The following is a 25,557-nucleotide window of genomic DNA, read 5'->3' as shown; positions in this document are numbered from 1 at the left end:
CCTGCACCACCCTTTCGGCCAGGGTCCTTGGACTCGGTGCCGTCTCAGTGCTTCGCGGGCAGGAAGCCGATGCGCTCGTACGTCTGCGCCAGCGTCTCCGCGGCGACCGCGCGGGCCTTCTCCGCGCCCTTGGCCAGGACCGAGTCCAGCGTCTCCGGGTCGTCCAGGTATTCCTGGGTGCGGTCCCGGAACGGCGTGACGAAGTCCACCATGACCTCGGCGAGATCCGTCTTCAGTGCGCCGTACATCTTGCCCTCGTAGCTCTTCTCCAGGTCCTCCACGGACGTGGAGGTGAGCGTGGACATGATGCTGAGCAGGTTGGAGACGCCGGCCTTGTTCTCCGGGTCGAAGCGGATCACCGTGTCGGTGTCGGTGACGGCGCTCTTGACCTTCTTCGCGGTGACCTTCGGGTCGTCCAGGAGGTTGATGAGCCCCTTCGGCGAGGACGCCGACTTGCTCATCTTGATCGTCGGGTCCTGGAGGTCGTAGATCTTCCCCGTCTCCTTGAGGATGTACGGCTTGGGGATCGTGAACGTCTCGCCGAAGCGGCCGTTGAAGCGCTCCGCGAGGTCGCGGGTCAGCTCGATGTGCTGGCGCTGGTCCTCGCCGACCGGGACCTCGTGGGCCTGGTAGAGGAGGATGTCCGCGACCTGGAGGATCGGGTACGTGAAGAGGCCGACGCTCGCGTTGCCGGCGCCCTGCTTCGCGGACTTGTCCTTGAACTGGGTCATGCGGGAGGCCTCGCCGAAGCCGGTGAGGCAGTTCATGACCCAGGCGAGCTGTGCGTGCTCGGGGACGTGGCTCTGGACGAAGAGGGTGCAGCGCTCCGGGTCGAGACCGGCGGCGAGCAGCTGGGCGACGGCGAGCCGGGTGTTGGCGCGCAGCTCGGCGGGGTCCTGCGGAACCGTGATCGCGTGCAGGTCGACGACCATGTAGAACGCGTCGTGGGTCTCCTGCAGGGCGACCCACTGGCGGACGGCGCCGAGGTAGTTGCCGAGGTGGAACGAGCCTGCGGTGGGCTGGATTCCGGAGAGCACACGGGGACTGTCAGAGGCCATGCACATCATTCTCTCAGGTGCGGGAAGTGATCCCCGACTACCGGTGGGTGAGACCAGGAACACAGCGTGCCCGGCGGGCGGCCCCGTGCTCCTGGGACCAGGAGCACGGGGGGTCCGAGTGACAGGCCCTAGACCGGGAGGCCCGGGGCCGGGTGGGCGGCCATGAGGTCGGCGACCTCGGCGCGGACGGCGGCGAGGGTGTCCTCGTCGCCGGTGCCGGCGGCGGTGACGGCGCGGTCGATCCACTCGGCGACCGTGGCCATGTGGTCGGTGGTGAGGCCGCGGGAGGTGAGGGAGGGGGTGCCGATGCGGATGCCGGAGGGGTCGAAGGGCTTCCGCGGGTCGTACGGGACGGTGTTGTAGTTGACGACGATCCCGGCCCGGTCGAGGGCCTTCGCGGCGATCTTGCCCGGGACCTGCTTGGGCGTGAGGTCGATCAGGATCAGGTGGTTGTCGGTGCCGCCGGAGACCAGGTCGAAGCCGCGGGCGAGGAGCGCCTCGGCGAGGGCCCTGGCGTTGGCGACGACGGCATGGGCGTAGTCGCGGAAGGAGGGCTGGGAGGCCTCGCGGAGGGCGACGGCGATGGCGGCGGTGGTCTGGTTGTGCGGGCCGCCCTGGAGGCCGGGGAAGACGGCCTTGTCGAGGGCCTTGGCGTGCTCCTCGCGGGACATGAGCATGGCGCCGCGCGGGCCGCGGAGGGTCTTGTGGGTGGTGGTGGAGATGACGTCCACGTGCCCGACCGGGGAGGGGTGGGCGCCGCCCGCGATGAGGCCGGCGATGTGGGCGACGTCGGCGACGAGGACGGCGCCGGACTCTCGGGCGATCTCGCCGAAGGCGGCGAAGTCGATGGTGCGGGGCAGCGCGGTGCCGCCGCAGAAGATGACCTTGGGGCGCTCCTTGAGGGCGAGGTCGCGGACCTGGTCGAAGTCGATGAGGCCGCCCCCCTCAGAGACTGCAGCCTTGCGGACGCCGTACTGCACGCCGCGGAACCAGCTGCCGGTGGCGGAGACGCCCCAGCCGTGGGTGAGGTGGCCGCCCATGGGCAGGGCCATGCCCATGACGGTGTCGCCGGGCTGCGCGAAGGCGAGGTAGACGGCGAGGTTGGCCGGGGAGCCGGAGTAGGGCTGGACGTTGGCGTGGTCGACGCCGAAGAGGGCCTTGGCGCGCTCGACGGCGAGCGTCTCGACCTGGTCGATGTTCTGCTGGCCCTCGTAGTAGCGGCGGCCGGGGTAGCCCTCGCTGTACTTGTTCTGGAGGACGGTGCCGGAGGCTTCTAGCACGGCGGCGGAGACGTAGTTCTCGCTGGGGATGAGGCGCAGGGTCTCGGCCTGGAGCCGTTCCTCGGCGCCGACGAGGGCGGCGAGCTCGGGGTCGGCGGCGGCGAGCGCGGGGTGCTGCTGCGGGGTGGTCATGCGGTGTCCTCCGGGCGTTCGGCGGAACGGTCCCGGGGCTGAGGTGCGCACGGGACCGGGGGCCCGTGATGCCCAGGCGAGCGGCACCTCGTGTGGTGGAGCGCGCGCGGCTCCCCCGGGGTCGCTTCCCCGTACGCCAGTCGCCGTGCGTGATTCCACAGTAGCTGGCGCGCCGTCGCCGAGGTTTCCCTGTCCGGCATCCGAGCGACGATAAGAAAGGGGCCACAGCCCCCTGGGGACGAGCCGCCCCCCGAGCCGCAGGACGAACGGAGATCCCGTGTCGAGGACAGAAGACGCGATCGCTTCCGCGGAGGCGCACAGCGCTCACAACTACCACCCCCTTCCGGTCGTCGTCGCCTCGGCGGACGGCGCCTGGATGACCGATGTCGAGGGCCGTCGCTACCTGGACATGCTCGCCGGGTACTCGGCGCTCAACTTCGGGCACGGCAACCGGCGTCTGATCGATGCCGCGAAGGCGCAGCTGGAGCGGGTGACGCTGACGTCGCGCGCCTTCCACCACGACCGGTTCGCCGAGTTCTGCGCGCAGCTCGCGGAGCTGTGCGGCAAGGAGGCGGTGCTGCCGATGAACACGGGGGCGGAGGCGGTCGAGACGGCCGTGAAGACCGCCCGGAAGTGGGGGTACGAGGTGAAGGGCGTGCCGGACGGGCACGCGAAGATCGTGGTCGCGGCGAACAACTTCCACGGCCGGACGACGACGATCGTGAGCTTCTCGACGGATCACGAGGCGCGGGACCACTACGGGCCGTACACGCCGGGGTTCGAGATCGTGCCGTACGGGGATCTGACGGCGATGGAGGCGGCGGTCACCGAGAACACGGTGGCGGTGCTGCTCGAACCGATCCAGGGCGAGGCGGGGGTCCTGGTCCCGCCGGCCGGCTATCTGGCGGGGGTGCGGGAGCTGACGCGCCGGCGGAACGTGCTGTTCATGGCGGACGAGATCCAGTCGGGTCTGGGCCGGACGGGCCGGACGTTCGCGTGCGAGCACGAGGGTGTGGTGCCGGACGTGTACATCCTGGGGAAGGCGCTGGGCGGCGGGGTGGTGCCGGTGTCGGCGGTGGTGGCCGACCGTGACGTGCTCGGGGTCTTCCGGCCGGGTGAGCACGGGTCGACGTTCGGCGGGAACCCGCTGGCGTGCGCGGTGGCCCTGGAGGTGATCGCGATGCTGCGGACGGGCGAGTTCCAGGAGCGGGCGGCGGAGCTGGGCGAGCATCTGCACGCGGAGCTGGGGCTGCTCGTGGGCGGCGGCGCGGTGGAGGCGGTGCGGGGGCGCGGGCTGTGGGCGGGCGTCGACATCGTGCCGACGAAGGGGACGGGCCGGGAGATCTCGGAGCGGCTGATGGAGCGTGGGGTCCTGGTGAAGGACACACACGGTTCGACGATCCGGATCGCTCCGCCGCTGGTCATCTCGAAGGAGGATCTGGACTGGGGCCTTGAGCAGTTGAGGGGGGTCCTGTCGGACTGACGGAGTCCGTTTCGAGGGGGCGGTGGGCGGTCGACTCGACTCATTGACACCGGACTTGGTCTAGGCCAATGATGCCGCCATGCCGAGACTCCGTCTGCGTCACGCCGTGCGTGCCGCGCTCGCCGCCCTCGTCCCGCTCGCGCTCCTCGGCGCGGTCACCGGACCCGCGCAGGCCGCCCCGGAGGCGGCCTGGCCCGAGCCCGTCCCGGTGGTCTCCCACGTGGAGACCACCGACCCGGTCGTCTTCATCACCCTCGACGACGGCTGGTACCACGACCCCGCCGCGGCCCAACTGCTGCTCGACCGCCGGGTGCCCGCCTCGCTCTTCCTGCTCCCCGGCGCCTACTCGTACGACTCCGGCTACTTCCACACCCTGCTCGACCAGGGCCGCTCCCGCGTCGAGAACCACACCGTCGGCCACCCCGACCTGACCACCCTCGACGCCGCCGGCCAGAAGGCGGAGGTGTGCGGGGCCCGCGACCAGCACCTCGCCGAGTTCGGCGACGGGCCCCGGCTGCTGCGCCCGCCGTACGGCACGTACGACGCGACCACCCTGACCACCGCCCGCGCCTGCGGGGCGAAGGCCGTGGTGACCTGGACGTACGACTTCACGACCTGGGGCGGATGGACCCCGCCGACCCCGCGGCTGAAGGCCGGCGACATCGTCCTGCTGCACTTCAACGAGACGGTGACGCAGGATCTGCGGCGGGCCCTGGACGCGGCGGAGGCGGCGGGCCTGAAGCCCGCGCCGCTGCGCGACTACGTCACAGAATGACGTGCGGGAGGAAGCGGGCGTACTCGTCGGTGACGAGCCCCGCCGACTCCCGGATCCCGAGCCCCGCCGCCTCGTCCTCGACGACCCACGCGCCGAGCACCACCCGGTTGCCGTCGAAGTCGGGCAGCGGGGCCAGCTCCTGGTAGCAGCAGGGCTCCCCGTCCCGTACGAAGGGCTCCGTCCCGGCCTCGTGCAGGGTGACGCCCGCGCCCTCACGGCCCAGCAGGGGCTTGGCGACCCAGCCCGCGGTCGAGGCGAGTTCGCGCGGCCCGTCGAGGTAGGCGGGCAGCAGGTTGGGGTGGCCCGGGTTCAGCTCCCACAGGATCGCGAGCAGCGCCTTGTTGGAGAGCAGCATCTTCCAGGCGGGCTCGATCCAGCAGGTCGTGCCGGTGCCGCCGCCGTTGTCGAGGGTGTCCAGGACGTGCCGGCCGAAGCGGTCGGTGGTCAGCCACTCCCACGGGTAGAGCTTGAAGCAGCTGCGGATGAAGCGGAGCCGGTCGTCCACGAAGCGGCGCGAGAGCCGGTCCCAGCCGATCCGCTCGACGGAGAGCGCCTCGGTGTCGAGCCCGGCCTGCTGGGCGGTCTCGCGCAGGTACGCGACCGTCATCAGGTCCTCGCCGAGTTCGTCGCCGTCGGAGTGCGCGAAGTGGAGGGGGCCGGGAGGCAGCAGGTGGGCCTGCTTCTTCCACGCGTCGACGAGCCGTTCGTGGAGGGAGTTCCACTGGTCGGCGCCGGGGAACCGTTCCTCCATCCAGAACCACTGCGGGCTCGCGGCCTCCACGAGCGAGGTCGGGGTGTCGGCGTTGTACTCCAGCATCTTGGCCGGGCCCGTGCCGTCGTAGCGCAGGTCGAAGCGGCCGTACAGCGAGGGCAGTTCGGCCCGCCGCCGCCAGGACTCGGCGACCAGCCCGGCCAGTTTCGGGTCGGCGATCCCGAGCTCGGCGAACCGGTCGTGCTCGACGATGTGCGCGGCCGCCGCCAGGCACATCGCGTGCAGCTCCTCGACGACCTCCTCCAGGGCCTCGACCTCGGGCAGCGAGAAGGAGTAGTAGGCGCTCTCGTCCCAGTACGGGCGCAGCGAACCGTCCGGGTAGCGGGTCAGCGGATAGACGAGTCCCTGCTCCTCGACGGTCTGCTGCCATCCGGGCCGGGGCTCGATGGTGTGGCGTTCCATGGTGCCGTGCCCGCCTCAGCCGCCGCCGGTGCCGGAGCAGCCGAAGCCGCCGCTGTCGACGGCCGTCTTGTCGAAGCTGCCGCCGCTCACGCGCTTGTCGCGGACGGATCCGCCGTAGTAGTACGAGCCGCGGGTGGTGCTGCCGTTGTCGTCGTCGCTCCCGCCGCCGCTCTCGCACCGGTAGCTGGGCAGCTCCTCCCGGGTCAGCGGGTCCACGCACCGCTTGTCCGGCTCCGAACCGCACGAAGTGATCGTCGCCGCGAGCACACCCATCCCGCCGAGCACCACCGTGCTCGACCTCAGCCTGCGCATGTCGTCGCCTCCCCTTCACCGTCGCGACCGCACAGTGTAGGCCGGTGATTTCCAGCCGCACCCCCTAGAGTCGTTTCGTGCTCCTCGGGATGATCTGTGCGCTTGCTTCGTCCGTCTGCTTCGGCGCGGCCTCGGTTCTCCAGGCGATGGCGGCCCGCGCCGCCGAACCGGGGACGGGCGGGGGCGTCGACGTCGCGCTGATGTGGCGGGCCCTGCAGCAGTGGCGTTATCTGGCCGGTCTCGGGGCGGACGGCCTGGGGTTCGTCCTGCAGATCGTGGCCCTGCGCACCCTGCCCATCTACGTGGTGGGCGCGGCCCTCGCCGCGAGCCTGGCGGTCACGGCGGTCATCGCCTCCCGGGTGCTGAACGCGCGGCTGAGCCGGGTGGAGTGGTGGGCGGTGGCCGTGGTCTGTCTGGGGCTCGCGATGCTGGCGCTCGCCTCCGGCAAGGAGGGCCACCAGGACGGCTCGGAGGCGCTGCGCTGGGCGCTGCTCGCGATCTCCTTCGGGGTCCTGCTGCTCGGCGTGGTGGCGGGCCGGCTGCCGGAGCGGTCCCGGGCGCTGGTGCTCGGCCTCGGGGCGGGTTTCGGCTTCGGGGTGGTGGAGGTGGCGGTCCGGCTGATCGACGGCATCGACTTCACCGATCCCGTCTGGTACGCGCTCCTCGTCGGCGGCGGGGCCGCGTTCATGCTGCTGACCTCGGCGCTCCAGCGGGGCGCGGTGACCACGGCGACGGCGGGCGCGGTGCTCGGCGAGACGATCGGCCCCGCGATCGTGGGGGTGGCCTGGCTCGGGGACCGCACGCGGGACGGGCTCGGCTGGCTGGCGATCGTCGGCTTCGCCGTGGCGGTGGCGGGCTCCCTGACCCTGGCCCGTTTCGGCGAGGCACCGGCCCCGCAGCCACAGTCGGAGCCGGCCACTCCGTCGTAGACACCGCGGAAACGGTCACTCCCTCGTGGACGCGGGCCCCAGTCCTTACGGCAGCACTCCGCACAGCGCCTGGAGGGCGCCCTGCCAGCCGCTGTCCGGGGGTGTGGCGTAGCCGACGACGAGGCCGTCCAGGGTGGCCGGCACCGTGGGGCGGCGGAACTGGTTGACGCCCTGGACGGCGAGGCCGCGCCAGGCGGCGGCCCGCAGGGTGGCCTGCTCGGTGCCGGGCGGGAGCGCCAGGACGGCGTGGAGACCGGCCGCGATCCCGCTGACCCGGGTCTCCGGCGAGTGCGCGGCGACGGCCGCCACCAGCTGGTCGCGGCGCCGCCGGTAGCGCAGCCGCATCGCCCGTACGTGCCGGTCGTACGCCCCCGAGCGCAGGAACTCGGCGAACGCCAGCTGGTCCGGCGCGCTCGACGTCCAGTCCACCTCCCCCTTCGCCGCCGCCACCTCTACCGCCAGGCCCTGCGGAAGGACCATCCAGGCGAGGCGCAGCCCGGGCGCGAGGGACTTGCTCGCGGTGCCGAAGTAGACGACTCGGTCGGGGTCGAGGCCCTGGAGCGCGCCGACCGGCTGCCGGTCGTAGCGGAACTCCCCGTCGTAGTCGTCCTCCAGGACGAGGCCGCCGGAGGCGCGCGCCCAGTCGACGACCGCCGCCCGCCGGTCCGGGGGCAGGGCACCGCCCAGCGGGTACTGGTGGGCGGCGGTCATGAGGACGGCCCCGCACCCGTCGAGTGCGGCCAACTCCTCCGTCCTCGTGCCGCGTTCGTCGAAGGCCAGGGCGGGGGTGCCGAGTCCGGCCCGGCGCAGGAGGCCGTCGTGGAGCGCGAGCCCGTACGACTCGACGGCCACGTCCCGCACCCCGCGGGCCCGCAGCACCTCGCCGATCAGCGTCAGGCCGTGCACGAAGCCCGCGCAGATCACGATCCGCTCGGGCCGGGCGTGCACGCCACGGGCGCGGGCCAGGTACTCGGCGAGCGCGGTGCGCAGTTCGGGCCTGCCGCGCGGATCGCCGTACCCGAAGGCCTCGTTGGGGGCATCGGTGAGCGCCCGGCGGTAGGCCTTGAGCCAGTCGGCGCGCGGGAAGGAGGCGAGGTCGGGGGTGCCGGACTTCAGGTTGTGCGCGGGCGCGAAGGGCCGGCCCCGGCCCGTGCCGGCCGGCGAGGGGGGTCTCCCCTGCTCGCGCGAAGCCGAGAGCTTGGGGAAGGACGGCGCCGGGGTGCGGGGCGCGGCGCGGCGGGCGACGCGGGTCCCGGAGCCCTGCCGGGCGGTGAGCCAGCCCTCGGCGACCAGTTCGGCGTAGGCGTCGGCGACGGTGTTGCGGGCCATGCCGAGGTCGGCGGCGAGCGAGCGGGAGGACGGCAGGCGGGTCCCGGCCTCCAGGCGTCCGCTGCGCACCGCCTCCCGCAGGGCGTCCATCAGGCCCGCGCGGAGCCGGGTGCCGCGGAGTTCCAGGTGGAGGTCCGCCCCGAAACCGGCCCACTCGTTTGCCATGGAAATGGACCATACAGCTGCGCCATCGGCTTCGTACGGTGGACGGCATGACGACCACGACGGAGCAGACAGAGCAGACCGCGTACGCCCACGAGCACGCGCCGCGCCTCCCCCTCGCCGAGCGCGTCCCCGAGTTCTACCGGGCGATGATCCGGCTGGAGACGGCGGCGGCGAAGGACATCGACCCGACCCTGTACCACCTGATCAAGCTCCGGGCCTCGCAGATCAACCGCTGCGCGTTCTGCGTCGACATGCACAGCAAGGACGCGCTGGCGGAGGGCGAGAGCATCGAGCGGATCGTGCAGCTCTCCGCCTGGGAGGAGTCCCGGCACTTCTACACCGAGCGCGAACTCGCGGCGCTCGCGCTGACCGAGGCCGTCACCGTCCTCACCGACGGCTTCGTGCCCGACGAGGTGTACGCGCGGGCCGCCGCGCACTTCGACGAGACCGAACTCGCCCGGGTCATCGCCGCGATCGTCACGATCAACGCCTGGAACCGGATCGGCGTCACCACCCGGATGACGCCCGGCCACTACACCCCGCGCCCCGCATGAGCGCCGGCGCACTGCGGGCTCTGCACCGGGGCCGGCCTGCGGACGATCCCCTGGTGCTGCCCGGCCCGTGGGACGCGGCGAGCGCCCGCGCCTTCGAGGCGGCCGGGCATCCGGCGCTCGCCACGCCGAGCGCGGGGGTCGCCGCCTCCCTCGGGTACGAGGACGGGGCGACCCCGCCGGCGGAGATGTTCGCCGCCGTGGCGCGGATCGTCCGCTCCGTCTCCGTACCCGTCACGGCGGACCTGGAGGGCGGCTACGGGCTTCCGGCGGCCGAACTGGTGGAGCGCGTACGGGAGTCCGGGGCCGTCGGCGTCAACCTGGAGGACTCCGGTCCCGGCGGGCTCAGGGACCCGCGGGCGCACGCGGAGTGGCTGGCGGAGGTGCGGGCCGCAGCGGGGCCCGAACTCGTCCTCAACGCGCGCGTGGACGTGTACATCCGCAGGGCGCCCGAGGCCCTGGAGGCGGCGGTCGCCCGGGCCACGCTCTACGCGGAGGCGGGCGCGGACTGCGTCTACCCGATCGCGGCCCCGCCCGCCGACCTCCCGGCCCTGCGCGCCGCCCTCGGCGACCTCCCGCTCAACGCCCTGGCCGTGCCGGGCGGCCCGTCCTTCGCCGAACTCGGCCGCCTGGGCGCCACGAGGATCACCTTCGGCGACGGGCTGTTGAGGCGCACCCTCGACGAACTGACGGCCTTCGCGACGAAGCTCCGCGAGGCGGGCGGGCCCGGGGCCTGAGGGAGCGGGGACCTCGGCACGAAAAAACGGCGCCCCCGGGCCGTACGGTCGGTCGTACGGTCCGGGGACGCCGGGTATGTGGAGCTGGAATCAGCTCAGATGAGGCCGAGCTCGCGGACCGCGTCGCGCTCCTCGGAGAGCTCCTTCACCGAGGCGTCGATGCGGGAGCGGGAGAAGTCGTTGATCTCCAGGCCCTGGACGATCTCGTACTTGCCGTCCTTGCAGGTGACCGGGAAGGAGGAGATGAGGCCCTCCGGGACGCCGTAGGAGCCGTCGGACGGGACGCCCATGGAGGTCCAGTCGCCCTCGGCGGTGCCGTTGACCCAGGTGTGGACGTGGTCGATGGCGGCGTTGGCGGCGGAGGCCGCGGAGGACGCGCCACGGGCGTCGATGATCGCGGCGCCGCGCTTGGCGACGGTCGGGATGAAGGTGTCGGCCAGCCACGCCTCGTCGTTGACGGCCTCGGCGGCGTTCTTGCCGGCGATCTCCGCGTGGAAGATGTCCGGGTACTGGGTCGCGGAGTGGTTGCCCCAGATGGTGAGGCGCTTGATGTCCGTGACCGAGGAGCCGGTCTTCTGGGCCAGCTGCGTCAGGGCGCGGTTGTGGTCCAGGCGGGTCATCGCGGTGAAGCGCTCGGCCGGGACGCCCTTGGCGGCCGACTGGGCGATCAGGGCGTTGGTGTTGGCCGGGTTGCCGACGACCAGGATCTTGACGTCGTCCGCGGCGTGGGCGGCGATGGCCTCGCCCTGCGGCTTGAAGATGCCGCCGTTGGCGGCGAGCAGGTCGCCGCGCTCCATGCCCGGACCGCGCGGGCGGGCGCCGACGAGCAGGCCGATGTTGGCACCCTCGAAGCCCGCGTTCGGGTTGTCGAAGATGTCGATGCCCTTGAGCAGCGGGAAGGCGCAGTCGTCGAGCTCCATGGCGGTGCCCTCGGCGGCCTTCACGCCCTGCGGGATCTCGAGGAGGCGCAGCTTGACCGGCACGTCCGCGCCGAGCAGGTGGCCGGAGGCGATGCGGAAGAGCAGCGCGTAGCCGATCTGGCCGGCCGCGCCGGTCACGGTGACATTCACGGGAGTGCGGGTCATGGCGATCTCCGTAAGACAGCTGGCGGTGGGGGTCCCTGCCCCTGGTGCGGGATAGCTCTCTTGATCGATCGGTGTCTCGACATGAAGAGATATCCAGCGGTCAGGCTATCCGACCCGGACCCCCGCGAATCCCCACCCCCTTGTGGTCCGGCTCACTGCCACCCGTCCGGAGAGGTCCCGGGGGGCGAGCGGGAGAGGCCCGCACACCCGTCCGGACGGCCCTCCGAGGTAGCGGAATGGTCACCTCCGTGCCACAGCGCACCGACCGGCCTTGAACCGGCATTGGCACGTACATGACCCTTGATCGTGACGGCGCCCGCCCTCCCACGGGGGAGAGGGCGGGCGCCGCACTTCGCGCACCGGACGGCTACGTCACCGTGAGGTGGAGCACGTCCTCCAGGAACGGGATCCGCAGCCAGGGCCCCGGCTGCACCATGAGCGCGAGCAGCACGATCAGGCCGCCCATCACCCCGTACGTGATCATGTCCGTGAAGCGGGAGCGGACGGCCAGCATGCCGACGGACGGCAGCACCCGGCGCATCGCCGCGCCCGTGAGGAGCGCAGCCCCGACCAGGATCGCCCCCACGCGGAAGGCCTGCGGGAACGGATCCGTCCCGACCACGAGCAGGCCGATCCCGGCGAGCACGAGGACGGTGAGCAGCGGCCACTGGCGCGCGGGCGCGGAGGCGTCGCCGGGAGCGGCCCGGCCGCCGCCCTCGGGGCGCGCGGTGTCGGTGGTGACGCTCGGCGGCCGCCGCCGCGGACCGCCCTTCACCCCGCCCTCGGCCGCGCCGTCGACACCGTCCGCCCCGTCCGGGTTGCCGGGCGCCCCCGGAGTCCCCGAGGTCACGTCAGAGCGCCGCGGCCGCGCGCTCGGCGGCCTCGACGACGTTGACGAGGAGCTGCGCACGGGTCATCGGGCCCACGCCGCCGGGGTTCGGGGAGATCCAGGCGGCCACCTCGGCGACGCCCGGGTCCACGTCGCCGAGGATCTTGCCCTCGCCGTTGCGGGAGACGCCGACGTCGAGGACGGCCGCGCCCGGCTTCACGTCCTCGGGCTTGATCAGGTGCGGCACGCCGGCCGCCGCGACGATGATGTCGGCGTTGCGCAGGTGCGCCGAGAGGTCCCGGGTGCCGGTGTGGCACTGGGTCACGGTCGCGTTCTCGGAGCGGCGGGTCAGGATGAGCGGCATCGGGCGCCCGATGGTGACGCCGCGGCCGACGACGACGACCTCGGCGCCGTTGATCTCCACGCCGTGGGCGCGGAGCAGGGTGACGATGCCGTTCGGCGTGCAGGGCAGCGGGGCGGGCTCGTTGAGGACGAGGCGGCCGAGGTTGGTCGGGTGCAGACCGTCCGCGTCCTTGGCCGGGTCCATCAGCTCCAGGATGCGGTTCTCGTCGATGCCCTTGGGCAGCGGCAGCTGGACGATGTAGCCGGTGCAGTCCGGGTCCTCGTTGAGCTCCCGTACGACCGCCTCGATCTCCTCCTGGGTGGCGGTGCCCGGCAGGGTGCGCTGGATGGACGCGAGGCCGACCTGCGCGCAGTCGCGGTGCTTCCCGGCGACGTACTTCTGGCTGGCCGGGTCGTCGCCGACCAGGACCGTGCCGAGGCCGGGCGTGATGCCCTTCTCCTTGAGGGCCGCCACACGGACGGTCAGATCGGACTTGATCGCGGCTGCGGTGGCCTTGCCATCGAGAATCTGGGCGCTCATGGAGACATCCTCCCGGATGACCCCCGCCTTGTTCCAATTCGCTCGTGCGGAGCGGCCGGCGATGCGGAACGAAGAGTTGCATCTGCACAACTCCGTTGCGTACCGACTGGACAAAAAGTCGAGGTTGCGACGACGATGATCCGCGTAGTACCGCGGAAAGTGCCGGGGGGAAATCCGCTCAAATGCCGTGAAAGTCCTCCGCGCGGGCCGCGTCGTCCCCGCACAGAGAAATTCACGGAGGAATCCCGCGATGAGCTTCGGCGATCCGAACAACCCCTACGGCCAGCCGCAGGGACAGGGGCAGCAGCCGGGCTACGGCTACCCGCAGCAGACCCCGCAGGGCGTGCCCCCGCAGGGCTACGGCTACCCGGCGGCCCCGCCGGTCTCCCCGTACGGTGGCGGCGGCTACCCGGGCGTGCCCATGGACATGCCGGGCAACGTCAAGGGCGCGCGCGTCATGCTGTGGATCATGAGCGCCTTCAACATGCTCGGTGGTTTCGCGGCGATCGCGCTCTCCTTCAGCTTCACCAGCGAGCTGGAGAAGTCGGGCTCCCTGTCCGGCGACGAGGAGACCTTCGCGAACCTGGGCCAGGGCATCATGATCGGCGCCGGCGTCGTCTCGCTGATCTTCGCCATCCTCGGCATGGTGCTCGCCGCCAAGTTCAAGTCCGGTGGCAGCGGCGTCCGCATCGGCTCGATCGTCTGGGCCTCGTTCGCGGTGCTGTTCAGCCTCTTCTCGCTGCCGCTCGGCATCGTGAGCCTCGCCCTCGGCGTCATGATCATCGTCTTCCTGGCGAAGGCGGACGGCGCGGCCTGGTTCAACCGGAACAAGCAGCAGTACTGAGCATGAAACGCGTGAGGGGCGGGATCCGTACGGGTCCCGCCCCTCACGCATGTCACGGCCGCTGTCACTGCCGCTGTCAATCCCTCCGTCACTGCCGCTGTTAATCCCTCTGTCACTGCCGCTTCAGGACCGCGAAGCCGTCCGAGCGGTAGGTGATCTCGTATCGCGCCTCCGGATGCAGTTGCGAAGCCAGCTGCGCCGGATCCGACACCTGCTGCCCCCAGCCGCGCAGGTCGAAGGCGAGATAGTCCGGGGTGGTCCCCTTCGAGGTGCCCACCCAGTAGACCCGGTGGTCCGCCGTGAGGTGGGCCAGGAGCGAGACGTCCGCCTCGACGCTCACGCCCTCCGGCACCGCGTCGACCGCCGCCCGGGCCTCCAGGGTCCGGGTGTCCGTCGCGTACGTCTCCGACTTCAGCAGCTCCCGCAGCGGCAGGTTCGCGGCGAGGACGAGCGCGACCGCCGTCGCGACCGGGACCACGACCTTCCCGTACGAGACGAGCCAGGCGCGCGGCGAGGTGCGGACCGAGCGGACGCCGTCCACGAGGGCCAGGAAGACGACCGGCATCAGGATCGCGCTGTAGTGCCAGTGCATGCCCCAGTGGTTGGCGTCCTGGGAGAGGAAGCGCCAGCCCAGGGTCGGCAGGACGAGCAGGACCAGCGGGGAGCGCAGGGCCAGGAAGCCGGTGATCGCGAGCAGGTAGAAGACCATCTCCCACCGCTCGCCCGAGGCGAGGGCGTCGCCGATGACCTGGCCGAAGGAGGTGTCGGCGCCCTGGCCGGTCTTCTCGATCTTGGACCAGTAGTCGTACTGGCCGAGCTTGCTGGCCGCCGGGATCAGGACGAGGACCGTCAGCGCGAAGGCCGCCACGCCGAAGCCGGCCAGGGCCGCGCCCAGCCGCTTCCGCCCCTTCAGGAAGAGGACCGCGCCGACCATGGCGACGGTGAGCCCCATGTCCTCCTTGACCAGGACGAGCGGGAGGGACCAGGCGGCGGCCGCGGTCCAGCGCCCGAGGAGCAGGGCCCGGCAGGTCAGGGCGAGCAGCGGGACGGCGAAGGCGATCTCGTGGAAGTCGGACTTCACGGCCTCCTGGAGCCCCCAGGACAGGCCGTACGCGACGGTGAGCCCGATGGCGGCGGCCCGGCTGCCGAGGATCTGCTGGGTGGTGCGGCCGACGACGACGGCGGAGGCGGCGAACAGCGCGGCCTGCCCGAAGAGCAGGGCGACCGGCGAGGGCCAGATCCAGTAGAGCGGCGCGAGCAGCGCGGTGACCGGGCTGAAGTGGTCGCCGAGTATGGGGAAGCCGGGGCCCTTGATGTCGACGACGGGAGCCCGGAACTCGGCGTACGCCCGGACCGACTGCCCGAAGATCCCGAGGTCCCAGGAGGGCGTGCGGAAGTGCGCGTACTGCACCCACGAGTACAGGAAGTACAGGCCGCAGAGGACGCCCGCGAGGATCAGGTACGGGCGGAGCGGGGCCGGGGAGAGGCCGTCGGACGTCTCCGCTCCGGAGGTCTCCGCAGCGGGTCTGTTCAGTACGTCCAACACCACGTCCCCCACTACCGGCGGCCGACAAAAGAGCAACCCATTAGACCAGAGTCCACCCGATCGGCGGATCTCTCGTCGCCGGGCCCGGTCATGGGGCGGACGGGCTCCGTACACGGAAGGTGACGTTCTGCATTCGTTTATCGGAGCTCCCTAGCCTGACCGCGCAGTCCTCGGGGAAAGGAAGCGTCATGTACAGCATCATCGTGGTGCCCGCACACGCCGCGGACCCCGGTAGCCAGGTCAGGCTGGCGCCCGGCGAAAGACTCCATTTCGGCCGCACCACCCCCCACGCATCCGGCGAGCGTCACCTCCATCTGGACATCCCGCACCCCGGGGTGTCCCGCACCGCCGGAGAGATCGGCGCGACGGCGAGCTACTGGACGCTCAGCAACTTCAGCAAGGCCGCGACCTATGTCGTCGAGAACCCGGAGGGCGCCGGGGAGCACATCAAGATCGCGCCGGGGCGGGTCGACGCCCCCGTACCCTTCGAGTTCTCCCGGGTCGTCCTGCCCGCGGGCGGCGACCTGCTCGACTTCGGCGTCTGGGCGCCCCGCCACGACTACGTGGAGCACGCGCACGCCGCCGAGGACGGCGAGCCGACCGCGCTCGCCTTCCCCCTCGACCGCACCAAACGGTACTTCCTCGTCCTCACCGCCCTCTGCGAGTCCCGCCTGCGCGGCGCCCCGCACGCGCCGCTGCCGACGGTCGAGCAGATCGTGGCGCGGCTGCGCCCGCTGTGGCCGGCGGTGAACCGGGCCTCCGTGCAGTGGAACATCGACTACCTGGCCGTCAAGTTACGGCTCAAGCCAGGTCCCGAGGCTCCCGACGGTGGCCCGCGGCTCAACGGCAAGAAGGACTCCCTGGTCTCGCTCGCCCTCCGCTTCGACCTGGTCCGCGAGGGCGACCTGTCGACCCTGGCGGAGGTGGCGCGGTGACCGCCTTCCCCCTGACCGTGCCGGTCGGCTACGAGATCGGCGACTGGGTCGTGGAGCGCCCGCTCGGCGCGGGGGCCTTCGGCAGCGTCTACGCGGCACGCCACCTCGACGCCTCCGCCTCCCCCGCCCGGGCCGCACTCAAGTTCCTCCCGACGGGCACCCGCACCCCGCGCCAGCTGCGCCACCTCCGCGACCTGGCCGAGCGCGAGGTGGAGCTCCTCAGCCGGCTCCGCTCGCCACGTCTGATCCGGCTGTACGAGACCCTCACCGTCGACGACCCGGCGCACCCGGACCTGGACGGCGCCACCGTCCTCGTACTGGAGGAGGCGGAGCGCCCGCTCCAGTCGCTCCTCTCCAAGGCGGCGGCGCCGCCCTCCGGCCCCGCGCTGCTCGTCCAGATCTGCGAGGGCCTGCACCAGCTGCACACGGCGGGCTGGGTGCACGGCGACCTCAAGCCGGGCAACGTCCTGCTGATGAAGGACGGCACCGTCCGGCTCGGCGACTTCAGCACGGCGAGCGAGCTGGAGGGCACGCACGCCTACGCCGCCGGCTTCGCCACGCCCGACTACACACCGCCCGAGCTGCTCTGGTCCGAGATCGGCGAGCGGGGCACCCGCATCCGCCCCAGCACCGACGTGTGGGCGTTCGGCGTCCTGGCCCACCTCGTCCTCACGGGTTCCTCCCCGCTCCCCGGCGGCACGCCGACCGCCCGCCGGGACGCGGCCCTGCGCTACGCGCGCGGCGAGGAGGAACTCCGTCTCTCCCCCGAACTCCCGGCAGCGTGGCGGGAGATCGTCACGGACTGCCTGAGCCGCACCCACGAGGAACGGGCCGCCCACGACGCGAGATCCCTGCTGCGCCGCGCCAGGGAGGCGGCCGCGGGGCGGACGCCGCGCCGCCGAAGACGGCTCGTCCCGCTCCTCGCCGTGTCCCTGGCCGTGCTGACGGCGGCGGGCTTCGGCCTGAACTCCCTGCGCGACGAGCCGGGTGGGAACACCGACGTGAAGAACACCGCGGCCGGGTACGAGCGCTGCGCGCCGGGCAACGTCTGCTTCTTCTCGGAGGCGGGCGGCCAGGGCGAGATGTGCGACTGGTTCAACGACGATCCCGAGTGGTTCGACGGCGACACGGTCTGCAGCTGGGCGCGGGACCGGACGCCCCGCTCGGTGTTCAACAACGGCTCCGCCGACCCGAAGGGCTTCGTCCATGTCGCCTACTTCGCGGAGAAGAACCTGAAGGACGGTCTGGGCTGCATCCGGCAGGGCGCGCGCCGCGACCTCACCCTCGACCGGCCGATCGCCTCGCACACCTGGGCCAAGACCTGCTGAGCCCTGACCTGGGGCGGTGCCTGCCCATGGCGCCTCCCTAGGAGTTACGAGGTACCCCGCGGCCGCCGGCGGCCGCATGGTGTGACTGCGCCGCGGACGGGCGGCGCAGTCACAAGGGGGGCCGACGATGAAGCACCTGCTCGTTCGCGCGGGCGCGGTCGTCGCCGTCGTCGCGGCGGTGACGACCGGCTGCTCGCGACCGGACACCGCCGCCGCGCCGGAGCGGGAGCTGACGCAGGCCGAGCAGCTGCGGATCTCGGACGCCGACGAGGTGCTGATCGAGCAGTGCATGAACCGGGCCGGCTTCTCGTACTGGACGAGCCCCAGGTCCAGCCTGGAGGAGAGCCGCGAGCCCGGCTACGTCAACGACGACGTCGAGTGGGCGCGGAAGCACGGTTACGGCAGCCGGATCGCGGCCGCGGCCGACCGGTACCGGCGGACGAATCCGAACGGCGCGTACCGCACGGGCCTCTCCACCGAGCGCCGCAGGGCCTACGACGAGGCGCTGGACGGCGGCCGTCGGGCCAGGATCCTCACCGCGAAGCTCCCCGGCGGCAAGGCGACCGTGCGCAAACGGCTCGGCGGCTGCTCCGAGGAGGCCGAGCGAAAGCTGTACGGGGACCCGGACGCCTGGTTCCGGGCCGACAAGGCCGTCACCAATCTGCAGCCCCTGTACGTCCCCGAGATCCTGCGGGACGAGCGGTTCACGACCGCGCTCGCGGGCTGGAAGGCCTGCATGCGACGGGCCGGCTTCGCCTACCCCGACCCGACGGCCGCACGGGACGCCGCGGCCCGTGCGCGGGACTTCGCGAGCGAGACCCGCACCGCGGTCTCCGAGGCGCGCTGCGCCCGCGAGACCTCGCTGGCCACCGTGGCCCGCGAGCGCCAGACGCACTACCTGAACGCCCTGCGCGACACGTACGGCGAGGAGCTCGACACCCATCGCCGACTCCAGCGCGGGGCCTACGAGCGGGCCGCCGGGATCACCGGCGCCCGGGTCTGAAACGACCCGCCGGCACCACCCATCGGCACCACCACCGAAGGAGTCGAACCATGCGCAGAATCGGTACGTCCGTCGCCGCCCTCGGCCTCGCGGTCGCAGGACTCGTGGCACCCGCCACGGCGGCCCAGGCATCGAGCTCCGGCACGGCGAGCAACCACTGCAACGACATCTGGCCGGGCCGGAACGGCAACGTGTACGCCTACGACAGCACGTACTGCTACGGACTCCTCGGCAGCGCCGCCGGCAACGACGCCGACTGGAACGCGTCGGGCGGCGGGTTCGTCAACGCGTGGGACAGGGCGGAGTCCGTCATGAACGCCGGCTACACCGGCAGCTACTCCATCGTGAAGTTCTCCTACCTGACGAACTACGGCGGCGGCTACAACTGCCTGAAGGCCGAGGAGTTCTTCGTCGACGACCTCTCGCGGAACACCTTCAGCGACGGCAACAACATGAGCAACAACATCCGGTCCCACCAGTGGGTGAACTCCTGTGACCGCTGGATGAGCTGAGCCGAACGACGAGGGCCCGCCGGTACGCGCGCGTACCGGCGGGCCCTCGTCGTGTCACCTCGTCGCGGGTCAGTGGAAGAAGTGGCGCGTGCCCGTGAAGTACATCGTCACGCCCGCCTTCTTCGCCGCCTCGACGACGAGCTCGTCGCGCATCGAGCCGCCCGGCTGGACGACCGCCTTCACGCCGGCCGCGGTGAGGATCTCCAGGCCGTCGGGGAAGGGGAAGAAGGCGTCCGAGGCGGCGTACGAGCCGCGCGCCCGCTCCTCGCCCGCCCGCTCGACCGCGAGCTTCGCGGAGTCGACGCGGTTGACCTGGCCCATGCCGACGCCGACCGAGGCGCCGTCCTTGGAGAGCAGGATCGCGTTGGACTTGACCGCGCGGCAGGCCTTCCAGGCGAAGGCGAGCTCGGCGAGCTCCTCGGCGGAGAGCGCCTCGCCGGTCGCGAGGGTCCAGTTCGCCGGGTCGTCGCCGTCGGCCTGGAGGCGGTCGGTGACCTGAAGGAGGGCGCCGCCGTCGATGGGCTTGACCTCGACCGGGTTGGCCGGGCCGCCCTCGGCGCGCAGCACGCGGATGTTCTTCTTCTTGGCGAGGATCTCGACCGCGCCGTCCTCGTAGCCGGGGGCGACGATGACCTCGGTGAAGATCTCCGCGACCTGCTCGGCCATCGCGACGGAGACCGGGCGGTTGACGGCGATGACGCCGCCGAACGCGGACAGCGGGTCGCAGGCGTGCGCCTTGCGGTGGGCCTCGGCGACGTCGGCGCCGATCGCGATGCCGCACGGGTTGGCGTGCTTGATGATCGCGACGCAGGGCTCGGTGTGGTCGTACGCGGCCCGGCGCGCGGCGTCGGTGTCCGTGAAGTTGTTGTACGACATCTCCTTGCCGTGCAGCTGCTCCGCCTCGGCGAGGCCGCCCGTGCCGTCGACGTAGAGCGCGGCGCCCTGGTGCGGGTTCTCGCCGTACCGCAGGACGTTCTTGCGCGCGTAGGTGGCGCCCAGGAAGTCGGGGAAGCCGGAGTCGTCGGCGGCCGCGTAGTCGTCGGCGAACCAGGAGGCCACGGCCACGTCGTACGCCGCGGTGTGCTGGAAGGCCTCGCCGGCGAGCCGCTTGCGGGCGGTGAGGTCGAAGCCGCCGGCCTTGACGGCGGCGAGCACGTCGGCGTACCGCTCCGGGCTGGTGACGATCGCGACCGACGGGTGGTTCTTGGCCGCGGCGCGGACCATCGACGGGCCGCCGATGTCGATCTGCTCGACGCACTCGTCCGGGGTGGCGCCGGAGGCGACCGTCTCGCGGAAGGGGTAGAGGTTCACGACGACGAGGTCGAAGGGCTCGACGCCGAGCTCGGCGAGCTGCGCGCGGTGCGACTCCAGGCGCAGGTCGGCGAGGATGCCGGCGTGCACGCGCGGGTGGAGGGTCTTGACGCGCCCGTCGAGGCACTCGGGGAAGCCGGTCAGCTCCTCGACCTTGGTGACCGGGACGCCGGCGGCGGCGATCCGGCCGGCCGTGGAGCCGGTGGAGACGAGCTCGACACCGGCCTCGTGCAGACCGCGGGCCAGCTCTTCGAGCCCCGTCTTGTCGTAGACGCTGACCAGCGCGCGGCGGATGGGCTTAACGGTGTCCGTGTTCACCGACATGAACCTTTCGTCCCTCAATGCGGTAGCCGTGCCGGGCGAGACGCCCCACGACGTCGACGAGCAGCGAGCGCTCGACTTCCTTGATGCGCTCGTGGAGAGCGGCTTCATCGTCCTCGTCCCGCACCTCGACCACGCCCTGGGCGATGATCGGGCCGGTGTCGACACCGTCGTCGACGAAGTGGACGGTGCACCCGGTGACCTTCGCGCCGTAGGCGAGGGCGTCACGCACCCCGTGGGCACCGGGAAAACTGGGCAGCAGCGCCGGGTGGGTGTTGACGACCCGGCCGCCGAAGCGGGCGAGGAACTCCTTGCCGACGATCTTCATGAAACCCGCCGAGACGATGAGGTCCGGCTCGTACGCGGCGGTGGCCTCGGTCAGCGCGCGGTCCCACTCCTCGCGGGTCGCGTGGTCCTTGACCCGGCACACGAAGGTCGGCAGCCCGGCGCCCTCGGCGCGGTCCAGGCCGACGATCGCGTCGCGGTCGGCGCCGACGGCGACGATCTCGGCCCCGTATCCCTCGGGGTCGGCGGCGATGGCGTCGAGGAGGGCCTGCAGATTGGTACCGGAACCGGAGACCAGGACGACGAGGCGGGCGGCAGCCACTGGGTCACTCTTTCCGTGGTGTTTGTGCGGTCGTACGAACGAATCGTGCCGCTCGATACGGGGAACCCTACGAATGGCTCGACCGTCAGCAACGATACCGGCACACGGGACGGCCCCCACGGGACGGGGGCGGAGCAGGGCGGTAGCGTCAGGGTCCGACGTCGGACGCGCGCCGGACCGGGCCCGGATCAGGGCCGGTTCGGGCGGCGGACGGCTCGGCGGACGAGCAGCAGACGAGACAGCAGCGGAGACCACGGGTGCGGCCGTGGTCGAGACGACAGAGGGAAGACGTTCAGCAGATGCCGGAACGCCAGTCCACGGACGACAACAACCCGTTCGCGCCGCCGCCCGAGGGCAGGCCGGATCAGCCGTGGCAGCCGCGGCGACCGGAGGGCCCGGACGACGACACGTCCGGCACCCCGGACTCGTCGGGGCCGTCCGACGGCCGCTGGAGCCCGCACCAGCCGGGCCCCTCCCAGGACGGCTTCGGCCGGGGGCCGGAGCGCCAGGGAGGCGGCCAGGGCGGGCCGGAGGGCGACCCAGGACAGGACGGACCCCGGCGGGGCCCGGGGACCCGCTGGGACCCGACGGACCCGGCGCAGCGACGGGCGCGGTACGCGATCCTCGCGGGCATGTGGGCCTTCTTCTTCTCGATCTTCGAGATCCCGGAGCTCGCTCTGCTGCTCGGCGCCCTCGGTCTCTACTGGGGGATCAGCTCGCTGCGCACCAAGCCGAAGGCGGCGGAGGAAGTGTCGCCGACCTCACAGTCGCCCGCTGCCTCGCCGGCGGCGTCTCCGACTCCGGGGCAGTCGTCGGCCGAGCGGCCCTCGGGGCAGGGCGCGTCCGCCGCGATCGCCCCGCTCCGCTCGATGCGGACGGCGGCGATCAGCGGTCTCGTCGCGGCGAGCCTGGCCCTGATGATCGTCGCGGTGGGCTTCACCATGCAGCTCGTCTACCGCGACTTCTACGAGTGCCGCGACGACGCCCTGACCCACGCGGGCCAGCTGGCCTGCAACGACCTGCTGCCGAAGCCGCTGCGCGCGGGCTTCGGGGTACGGGAGTAGTCGACCGGCGTCAGTCGGCGGGGGGCGGCGGCGGGGAGGGCTCCCAGGCCGCCGGGAGGTAGTCGTACGGCTCGTAGCCGGGGTCTCCGAAGGGGTCTGCGAAGGGGTCTGCGAAGGGGTCTCCGGTGAGATAGCCGGCGGGTCCGGCGGGCGGATCGGCGTACGGGGTGCTGCCCGGGTCCCGGCCGGTGCCGGTTTCCGCCGGCGCCGGCGGACGGGGCGCCTCGGCTGCCGGCCGGTCCGGTGCGCCGGGCTCCGAGGGGCCGGAAGGGGCCCCGGCAGCGGCGGCCGACGCGGGCACGGCGACAGGCGCGTCCATGGCCGCGGACGCCGCCGGAACGGACCGGAGTCCCGGACGGAGGGCCCAGCGGGACCGGGCCCGTGCCACCGGGGCGACCGGGGCATCCGGGGCGACCGGGGCGACGGGGGCATCCGGGGCGACGGGCGCGGGCCGGGGCTTCTTCGGACGCAGGATCCGGCGGCCCCATGCCCGTACACCCAGGGCCACGGGGGCGTCCTGGGCCACCGGCGTGACCGGGGCGACCGGTGCCACCGGCGCCGGCCAGGGCTTCTTCGGGCGCAGGGACCGGCGCCCCCAGGCCCGTACGCCCAAGGCCACGGGAACCCCCACGCAGGCCCCCCACAGCACCGCGGCCGCGCCCGCCTGCCACCACACCGGGCCGAACGCCGAGAGCCGGCCGGTGCCGAGCGGGCCGCCCGCCGCGCCCGCCAGGACGGCGACGGCCGCTCCGCACCCCCAGGCCGCGCCGAGCGCCGTCAGGGCCGCGTCCCGGGCCGGCCAGCTCCGCGCCGCGCGGCCCACGCGGTGGCCCTGGACCAGGGCGGCGGCCAGTGGGACCGCCGCGACCGTCCAGTGGACCCAGGTGCCGCGCCCCTCGGCGGGCAGCGCGGCGAGCAGCGGGAAGGGCGGCACGGTCGGGTCGCCGACGAGGCCCAGCGGGGTGGCGAGCGCTCCCGTACCGAGGCTGAAACCGGGCCCGAGGCCGTATGCCGCCCCCCAGACGGCCATGTTCGGCAGCAGCGCCAGGACGAGCAGCAGGACCGTCACCCGACCGGACCACTCCCCCGCGAGGCCGTCGAACGAGGCCTGCGCCCGGCCCGCGTGCCAGGCCAGCGAGACCGCCGCGGCCACCGCGCCGCCACCGAGCAGCGTCAGGGTCCCGAGCCCCGCGGCGCGCAGCGCGGCGGCGGCCTGCCGCTGCCCGGGCAGCGGGCGGCCGAGCGCCGTCCAGACGCCCGCGCCCGCGGCGCCGGTGACGACGGCGGGCAGCCAGAGTCCGGCCGTGATCAGGTCGGCGGGCAGCGGGCCGCTCTCGCTGTAGACCACGACGGCGGCCGCGACCAGCAGGTATCCCCCGGCCACGGCGGCCACGGCGCCGCCCGGAGAGGGGCGCGGCCTGACCTCGTCGCCGCCCGGGTCGAGGGTGTCGCGGGCGGCTCGGTGGACGAGCCAGACGGGCAGGGCGACGAGGAGCAGCGGGACGATGCCGAGGGGGGCGGGCAGGCCGGACAGCGTGTCCGTACGGACCAGGTCGACGCCGTGGGCGAGCAGCCAGATCCCGGCGGCGACGTGCAGGGCGCCGACGGGACCGCTGTCGGGGTACGGGGAGCTGATCCAGGCCGCGATCACCAGGACGGCGAGCGCGCCGAGACCCAGTCCGGCGGCGACCCCGCCCCGGACACAGGCGGTGGCGAACGCGGCGGAACGGCCGCCCTGGACCAGGGGGTGCTCGGTCACGTGGGTCACGGGGTCATGCTGCCAACGACACGCGCTTTTGCCGCGTAACAGGCAAACCTCCGTTGTGTCGCTCAAGATACGTTTATGTACTTTTCCGCCCAGAGCAGCTCTGCGGGAGGTCGACGCCGATGAGCCGGAGCACCGCGGATTCCGCATCCTCCGTCACCCTGCCGACCCCGAAGGAGCGGCGCAGGTTGCGTGAGGCCCTCGCCCTGAGCGAGGAGCAGGTCGCCGAGGCCATGGGCGTCACGAAGGCCACGGTCAGGTCATGGGAGACCGGGCGCTCGGCGCCCCGGGGCCGCAAGCTCGAGGCGTACGCGAGACTGCTCGGCACGCCGGGGACGGAGGACCCGCTCCCGGACGCGCCGCAGCCACCGGCCCGGCCACAGACGTCGCCGTCCCCCGCGCAGGCGGCCCCGTCCCACGCGCAGGCCCAGGCGCAGGCCCAGGCCCAGGCGCAGGCCCAGCCCGCCCGGTCGCAGCCGCAGGCCCAGGCGCAGGCCCAGCCCGTCCGGTCGCAGCCGCAGGCACACGCCCAGCCGCAGGCCGCCGCCCAGGCGCAGCCCTCGGTCTCCGCCAACGTCCGGCCCAAGGCCGCCGTCAAGCGGGCCGCCAAGCCGCCGCGGGCCCCGTCCCCGGTCCCGGCCATCGCCCCCGGTCCCGCCCGCAAAGGCCCCGCGAAGCCGCCGGAGCGGCTGAAACCGGTGGCGGCCGAACCGGTGGGGGCCGAACCGGTGGCGGCCGAGGCCCCCGCGGAACCGGCCCCTACCGCACCGGCCCTCACCCCCGAGCAGGCCTTCGACGCGCTGTACGCGTACGCCGCGCCCGGCCTCGTCCACCAGACGTACCTGCTCAGCGGGCGCCGCCGGCTCTCCCGCGAGGCCGTCGAGCACGCCTTCCACCAGGCGTGGCAGCGCTGGCCCGAGGTCGCCGTGGACGCGGACCCGGTGGGCTGGGTGCGGGCGGCGGCGTACGAGTACGCCCTCTCCCCCTGGCACCGACTGCGACGCGCCCACAGGCATCCCGACGCCCCGCCGACCGAGGCGAACCGGCGGGCGCTGCTCGGCGCGCTCCTCGACCTGCCGGCGCCGTACCGCCGGACCGTCCTGCTCTACGACGGGCTCGGCCTGGACCTGCCGGAGACGGCGGCCGAGACGGAGGCGAGCACCCCCGCCGCCGCGAACCGGCTGCTGCACGCCCGCACGGTCCTCGGGCAGCGGATTCCCGACCTCGCCGAGCCGGAGGCCCTGCACCGGCGCCTGAGCGCGCTGGTCGCGGAGGCGCCGACGGCGACGCTGCCGGCCGCCCGCACGGTCCGGAGTGGCAGCGAACGCCGGGCCCGCACCTGGACGCGTGCGGTGCTCGGGGTGACGGCGGTCCTCATCGGGGTCACCGGCTTCACGGTGGTGACCGCGCCGACCCGCTACATCCCGGTGAACGCCCCCGGCGAGACCGTCAACGGGGTGCCCGTGCGCGGCGGCCCGCAGAAGCTCCGCCCGGAGGACCTGGAGCTCCGCGACAAGCTGCGTTCCGAGCCCAACCCGGGCCCGGAGCGGCTGGTCCCGACGAGCGAGTAGCCGCCGTCGTACGCGAGAGGGCCCCGCC

General features: G+C 73.0%; 24 protein-coding genes and 1 riboswitch. Of the genes, 12 read left to right on the top strand and 12 right to left on the bottom strand.

Annotated features, from left to right (window positions below; genetic code table 11):
- Nucleotides 1-44 precede the first annotated feature (44 nt).
- Nucleotides 45-1,058 carry a tryptophan--tRNA ligase gene (gene trpS / locus ACN9M0_RS22610; protein ID WP_366039878.1) on the bottom strand — a complete coding sequence of 338 codons (1,014 nt, stop codon included), beginning with the start codon at nucleotides 1,056-1,058 and terminating at the stop codon, nucleotides 45-47.
- Between the two features lie 128 nt (nucleotides 1,059-1,186).
- Nucleotides 1,187-2,470 carry a serine hydroxymethyltransferase gene (gene glyA, locus ACN9M0_RS22605; RefSeq protein ID WP_399695893.1) on the bottom strand — a complete coding sequence of 428 codons (1,284 nt, stop codon included), beginning with the start codon at nucleotides 2,468-2,470 and terminating at the stop codon, nucleotides 1,187-1,189.
- 63 nt (nucleotides 2,471-2,533) lie between these two features.
- A riboswitch (ZMP/ZTP riboswitch) is annotated at nucleotides 2,534-2,624 on the bottom strand.
- Between the two features lie 123 nt (nucleotides 2,625-2,747).
- Between glyA and rocD the strand changes: the two genes are divergently transcribed.
- Nucleotides 2,748-3,953 (top strand): ornithine--oxo-acid transaminase, encoded by a 1,206-nt coding sequence (gene rocD, locus ACN9M0_RS22600; RefSeq protein WP_366039880.1) that lies wholly within the window; start codon nucleotides 2,748-2,750, stop codon nucleotides 3,951-3,953.
- 79 nt (nucleotides 3,954-4,032) lie between these two features.
- Nucleotides 4,033-4,728: a polysaccharide deacetylase family protein gene (locus ACN9M0_RS22595; RefSeq protein WP_366039881.1), complete on the top strand. Its 696-nt coding sequence runs from the start codon at nucleotides 4,033-4,035 to the stop codon at nucleotides 4,726-4,728.
- On the opposite strand, the gene ACN9M0_RS22590 is transcribed toward ACN9M0_RS22595, so the two are convergent.
- Both ACN9M0_RS22590 and ACN9M0_RS22585 read right to left on the bottom strand, forming a co-directional pair.
- The gene (locus ACN9M0_RS22590) at nucleotides 4,718-5,902 is read right to left on the bottom strand and encodes a glutathionylspermidine synthase family protein (protein ID WP_366039882.1); all 1,185 of its coding nucleotides are present in this window, start codon (nucleotides 5,900-5,902) and stop codon (nucleotides 4,718-4,720) included. The genes ACN9M0_RS22595 and ACN9M0_RS22590 overlap by 11 nt on opposite strands.
- A gap of 15 nt (nucleotides 5,903-5,917) precedes the next feature.
- The gene (locus ACN9M0_RS22585) at nucleotides 5,918-6,214 is read right to left on the bottom strand and encodes a hypothetical protein (protein ID WP_366039884.1); all 297 of its coding nucleotides are present in this window, start codon (nucleotides 6,212-6,214) and stop codon (nucleotides 5,918-5,920) included.
- An 89-nt stretch (nucleotides 6,215-6,303) separates the two neighbouring features.
- Between ACN9M0_RS22585 and ACN9M0_RS22580 the strand changes: the two genes are divergently transcribed.
- Nucleotides 6,304-7,143, top strand: a complete 840-nt coding sequence (locus ACN9M0_RS22580; protein WP_366039923.1) for a hypothetical protein — start codon at nucleotides 6,304-6,306, stop codon at nucleotides 7,141-7,143.
- 45 nt (nucleotides 7,144-7,188) lie between these two features.
- Here ACN9M0_RS22580 and ACN9M0_RS22575 read toward each other — a convergent pair whose 3' ends face one another.
- Nucleotides 7,189-8,637, bottom strand: coding sequence for a PLP-dependent aminotransferase family protein (locus ACN9M0_RS22575; RefSeq protein WP_366039885.1), 1,449 nt, complete (start codon nucleotides 8,635-8,637; stop codon nucleotides 7,189-7,191).
- 47 nt (nucleotides 8,638-8,684) lie between these two features.
- Between ACN9M0_RS22575 and ACN9M0_RS22570 the strand changes: the two genes are divergently transcribed.
- On the top strand, nucleotides 8,685-9,191 hold the full coding sequence (locus tag ACN9M0_RS22570) for a carboxymuconolactone decarboxylase family protein (RefSeq protein ID WP_366039886.1): 507 nt from the start codon (nucleotides 8,685-8,687) through the stop codon (nucleotides 9,189-9,191).
- Entirely contained in the window at nucleotides 9,188-9,925 is a 738-nt protein-coding gene (locus tag ACN9M0_RS22565; protein ID WP_399695890.1) for an isocitrate lyase/phosphoenolpyruvate mutase family protein, read from the top strand. The genes ACN9M0_RS22570 and ACN9M0_RS22565 overlap by 4 nt, the downstream gene beginning before the upstream one ends.
- Nucleotides 9,926-10,020: 95 nt before the next feature.
- On the opposite strand, the gene ACN9M0_RS22560 is transcribed toward ACN9M0_RS22565, so the two are convergent.
- From ACN9M0_RS22560 to ACN9M0_RS22550, 3 genes are all read right to left on the bottom strand, one after another.
- Complete coding sequence (locus ACN9M0_RS22560; protein ID WP_366039889.1) at nucleotides 10,021-11,010, bottom strand: malate dehydrogenase; 990 nt, start codon at nucleotides 11,008-11,010, stop codon at nucleotides 10,021-10,023.
- 367 nt (nucleotides 11,011-11,377) lie between these two features.
- Nucleotides 11,378-11,860, bottom strand: a complete 483-nt coding sequence (locus ACN9M0_RS22555; RefSeq protein ID WP_399695889.1) for a DUF3017 domain-containing protein — start codon at nucleotides 11,858-11,860, stop codon at nucleotides 11,378-11,380.
- A 1-nt stretch (nucleotide 11,861) separates the two neighbouring features.
- Nucleotides 11,862-12,722, bottom strand: a complete 861-nt coding sequence (locus ACN9M0_RS22550) for a bifunctional methylenetetrahydrofolate dehydrogenase/methenyltetrahydrofolate cyclohydrolase (RefSeq protein WP_366039890.1) — start codon at nucleotides 12,720-12,722, stop codon at nucleotides 11,862-11,864.
- Nucleotides 12,723-12,972: 250 nt separating this feature from the next.
- On the opposite strand from ACN9M0_RS22550, the gene ACN9M0_RS22545 reads away from it, so the two are divergent.
- Nucleotides 12,973-13,566 carry a hypothetical protein gene (locus ACN9M0_RS22545; protein ID WP_399695888.1) on the top strand — a complete coding sequence of 198 codons (594 nt, stop codon included), beginning with the start codon at nucleotides 12,973-12,975 and terminating at the stop codon, nucleotides 13,564-13,566.
- Nucleotides 13,567-13,678: 112 nt separating this feature from the next.
- Here the strand turns inward: ACN9M0_RS22545 and ACN9M0_RS22540 are convergent, their stop codons facing one another.
- Nucleotides 13,679-15,112 carry a DUF2079 domain-containing protein gene (locus ACN9M0_RS22540; RefSeq protein WP_426404101.1) on the bottom strand — a complete coding sequence of 478 codons (1,434 nt, stop codon included), beginning with the start codon at nucleotides 15,110-15,112 and terminating at the stop codon, nucleotides 13,679-13,681.
- Nucleotides 15,113-15,300: 188 nt separating this feature from the next.
- Between ACN9M0_RS22540 and ACN9M0_RS22535 the strand changes: the two genes are divergently transcribed.
- The 4 genes from ACN9M0_RS22535 to ACN9M0_RS22520 all read left to right on the top strand — a co-directional run bounded on the left by ACN9M0_RS22535 (nucleotide 15,301) and on the right by ACN9M0_RS22520 (nucleotide 18,890).
- Entirely contained in the window at nucleotides 15,301-16,047 is a 747-nt protein-coding gene (locus ACN9M0_RS22535; RefSeq protein WP_366039892.1) for an FHA domain-containing protein, read from the top strand.
- A complete protein-coding gene (locus ACN9M0_RS22530) occupies nucleotides 16,044-17,375 on the top strand; it encodes a serine/threonine-protein kinase (RefSeq protein WP_366039893.1) in 1,332 nt (443 codons plus the stop codon). Before ACN9M0_RS22535 ends, ACN9M0_RS22530 begins: the two co-directional genes overlap by 4 nt.
- A 127-nt stretch (nucleotides 17,376-17,502) precedes the next feature.
- On the top strand, nucleotides 17,503-18,378 hold the full coding sequence (locus ACN9M0_RS22525) for a hypothetical protein (RefSeq protein ID WP_366039894.1): 876 nt from the start codon (nucleotides 17,503-17,505) through the stop codon (nucleotides 18,376-18,378).
- Nucleotides 18,379-18,428: 50 nt separating this feature from the next.
- Nucleotides 18,429-18,890 (top strand): hypothetical protein, encoded by a 462-nt coding sequence (locus tag ACN9M0_RS22520; protein ID WP_366039895.1) that lies wholly within the window; start codon nucleotides 18,429-18,431, stop codon nucleotides 18,888-18,890.
- 69 nt (nucleotides 18,891-18,959) lie between these two features.
- On the opposite strand, the gene purH is transcribed toward ACN9M0_RS22520, so the two are convergent.
- A complete protein-coding gene (purH, locus tag ACN9M0_RS22515) occupies nucleotides 18,960-20,525 on the bottom strand; it encodes a bifunctional phosphoribosylaminoimidazolecarboxamide formyltransferase/IMP cyclohydrolase (RefSeq protein WP_366039896.1) in 1,566 nt (521 codons plus the stop codon).
- Nucleotides 20,500-21,129, bottom strand: coding sequence for a phosphoribosylglycinamide formyltransferase (gene purN / locus ACN9M0_RS22510; RefSeq protein ID WP_366039897.1), 630 nt, complete (start codon nucleotides 21,127-21,129; stop codon nucleotides 20,500-20,502). Before purN ends, purH begins: the two co-directional genes overlap by 26 nt.
- 299 nt (nucleotides 21,130-21,428) lie before the next feature.
- Between purN and ACN9M0_RS22505 the strand changes: the two genes are divergently transcribed.
- Nucleotides 21,429-22,193 (top strand): hypothetical protein, encoded by a 765-nt coding sequence (locus tag ACN9M0_RS22505; protein WP_426404100.1) that lies wholly within the window; start codon nucleotides 21,429-21,431, stop codon nucleotides 22,191-22,193.
- Nucleotides 22,194-22,203: 10 nt separating this feature from the next.
- Here the strand turns inward: ACN9M0_RS22505 and ACN9M0_RS22500 are convergent, their stop codons facing one another.
- Complete coding sequence (locus tag ACN9M0_RS22500) at nucleotides 22,204-23,961, bottom strand: DUF6350 family protein (RefSeq protein WP_426404099.1); 1,758 nt, start codon at nucleotides 23,959-23,961, stop codon at nucleotides 22,204-22,206.
- Between the two features lie 119 nt (nucleotides 23,962-24,080).
- Between ACN9M0_RS22500 and ACN9M0_RS22495 the strand changes: the two genes are divergently transcribed.
- On the top strand, nucleotides 24,081-25,529 hold the full coding sequence (locus ACN9M0_RS22495; RefSeq protein WP_426404098.1) for a helix-turn-helix domain-containing protein: 1,449 nt from the start codon (nucleotides 24,081-24,083) through the stop codon (nucleotides 25,527-25,529).
- The last annotated feature ends 28 nt before the right edge of the window (nucleotides 25,530-25,557 follow it).

This window comes from Streptomyces sp. R-07, assembly GCF_049913175.1.
Classification (GTDB): Bacteria; Actinomycetota; Actinomycetes; order Streptomycetales; family Streptomycetaceae; genus Streptomyces.
Note: the sequence above shows the minus strand (reverse complement) of the source record. Positions and strands in the feature narration are given on the sequence as shown.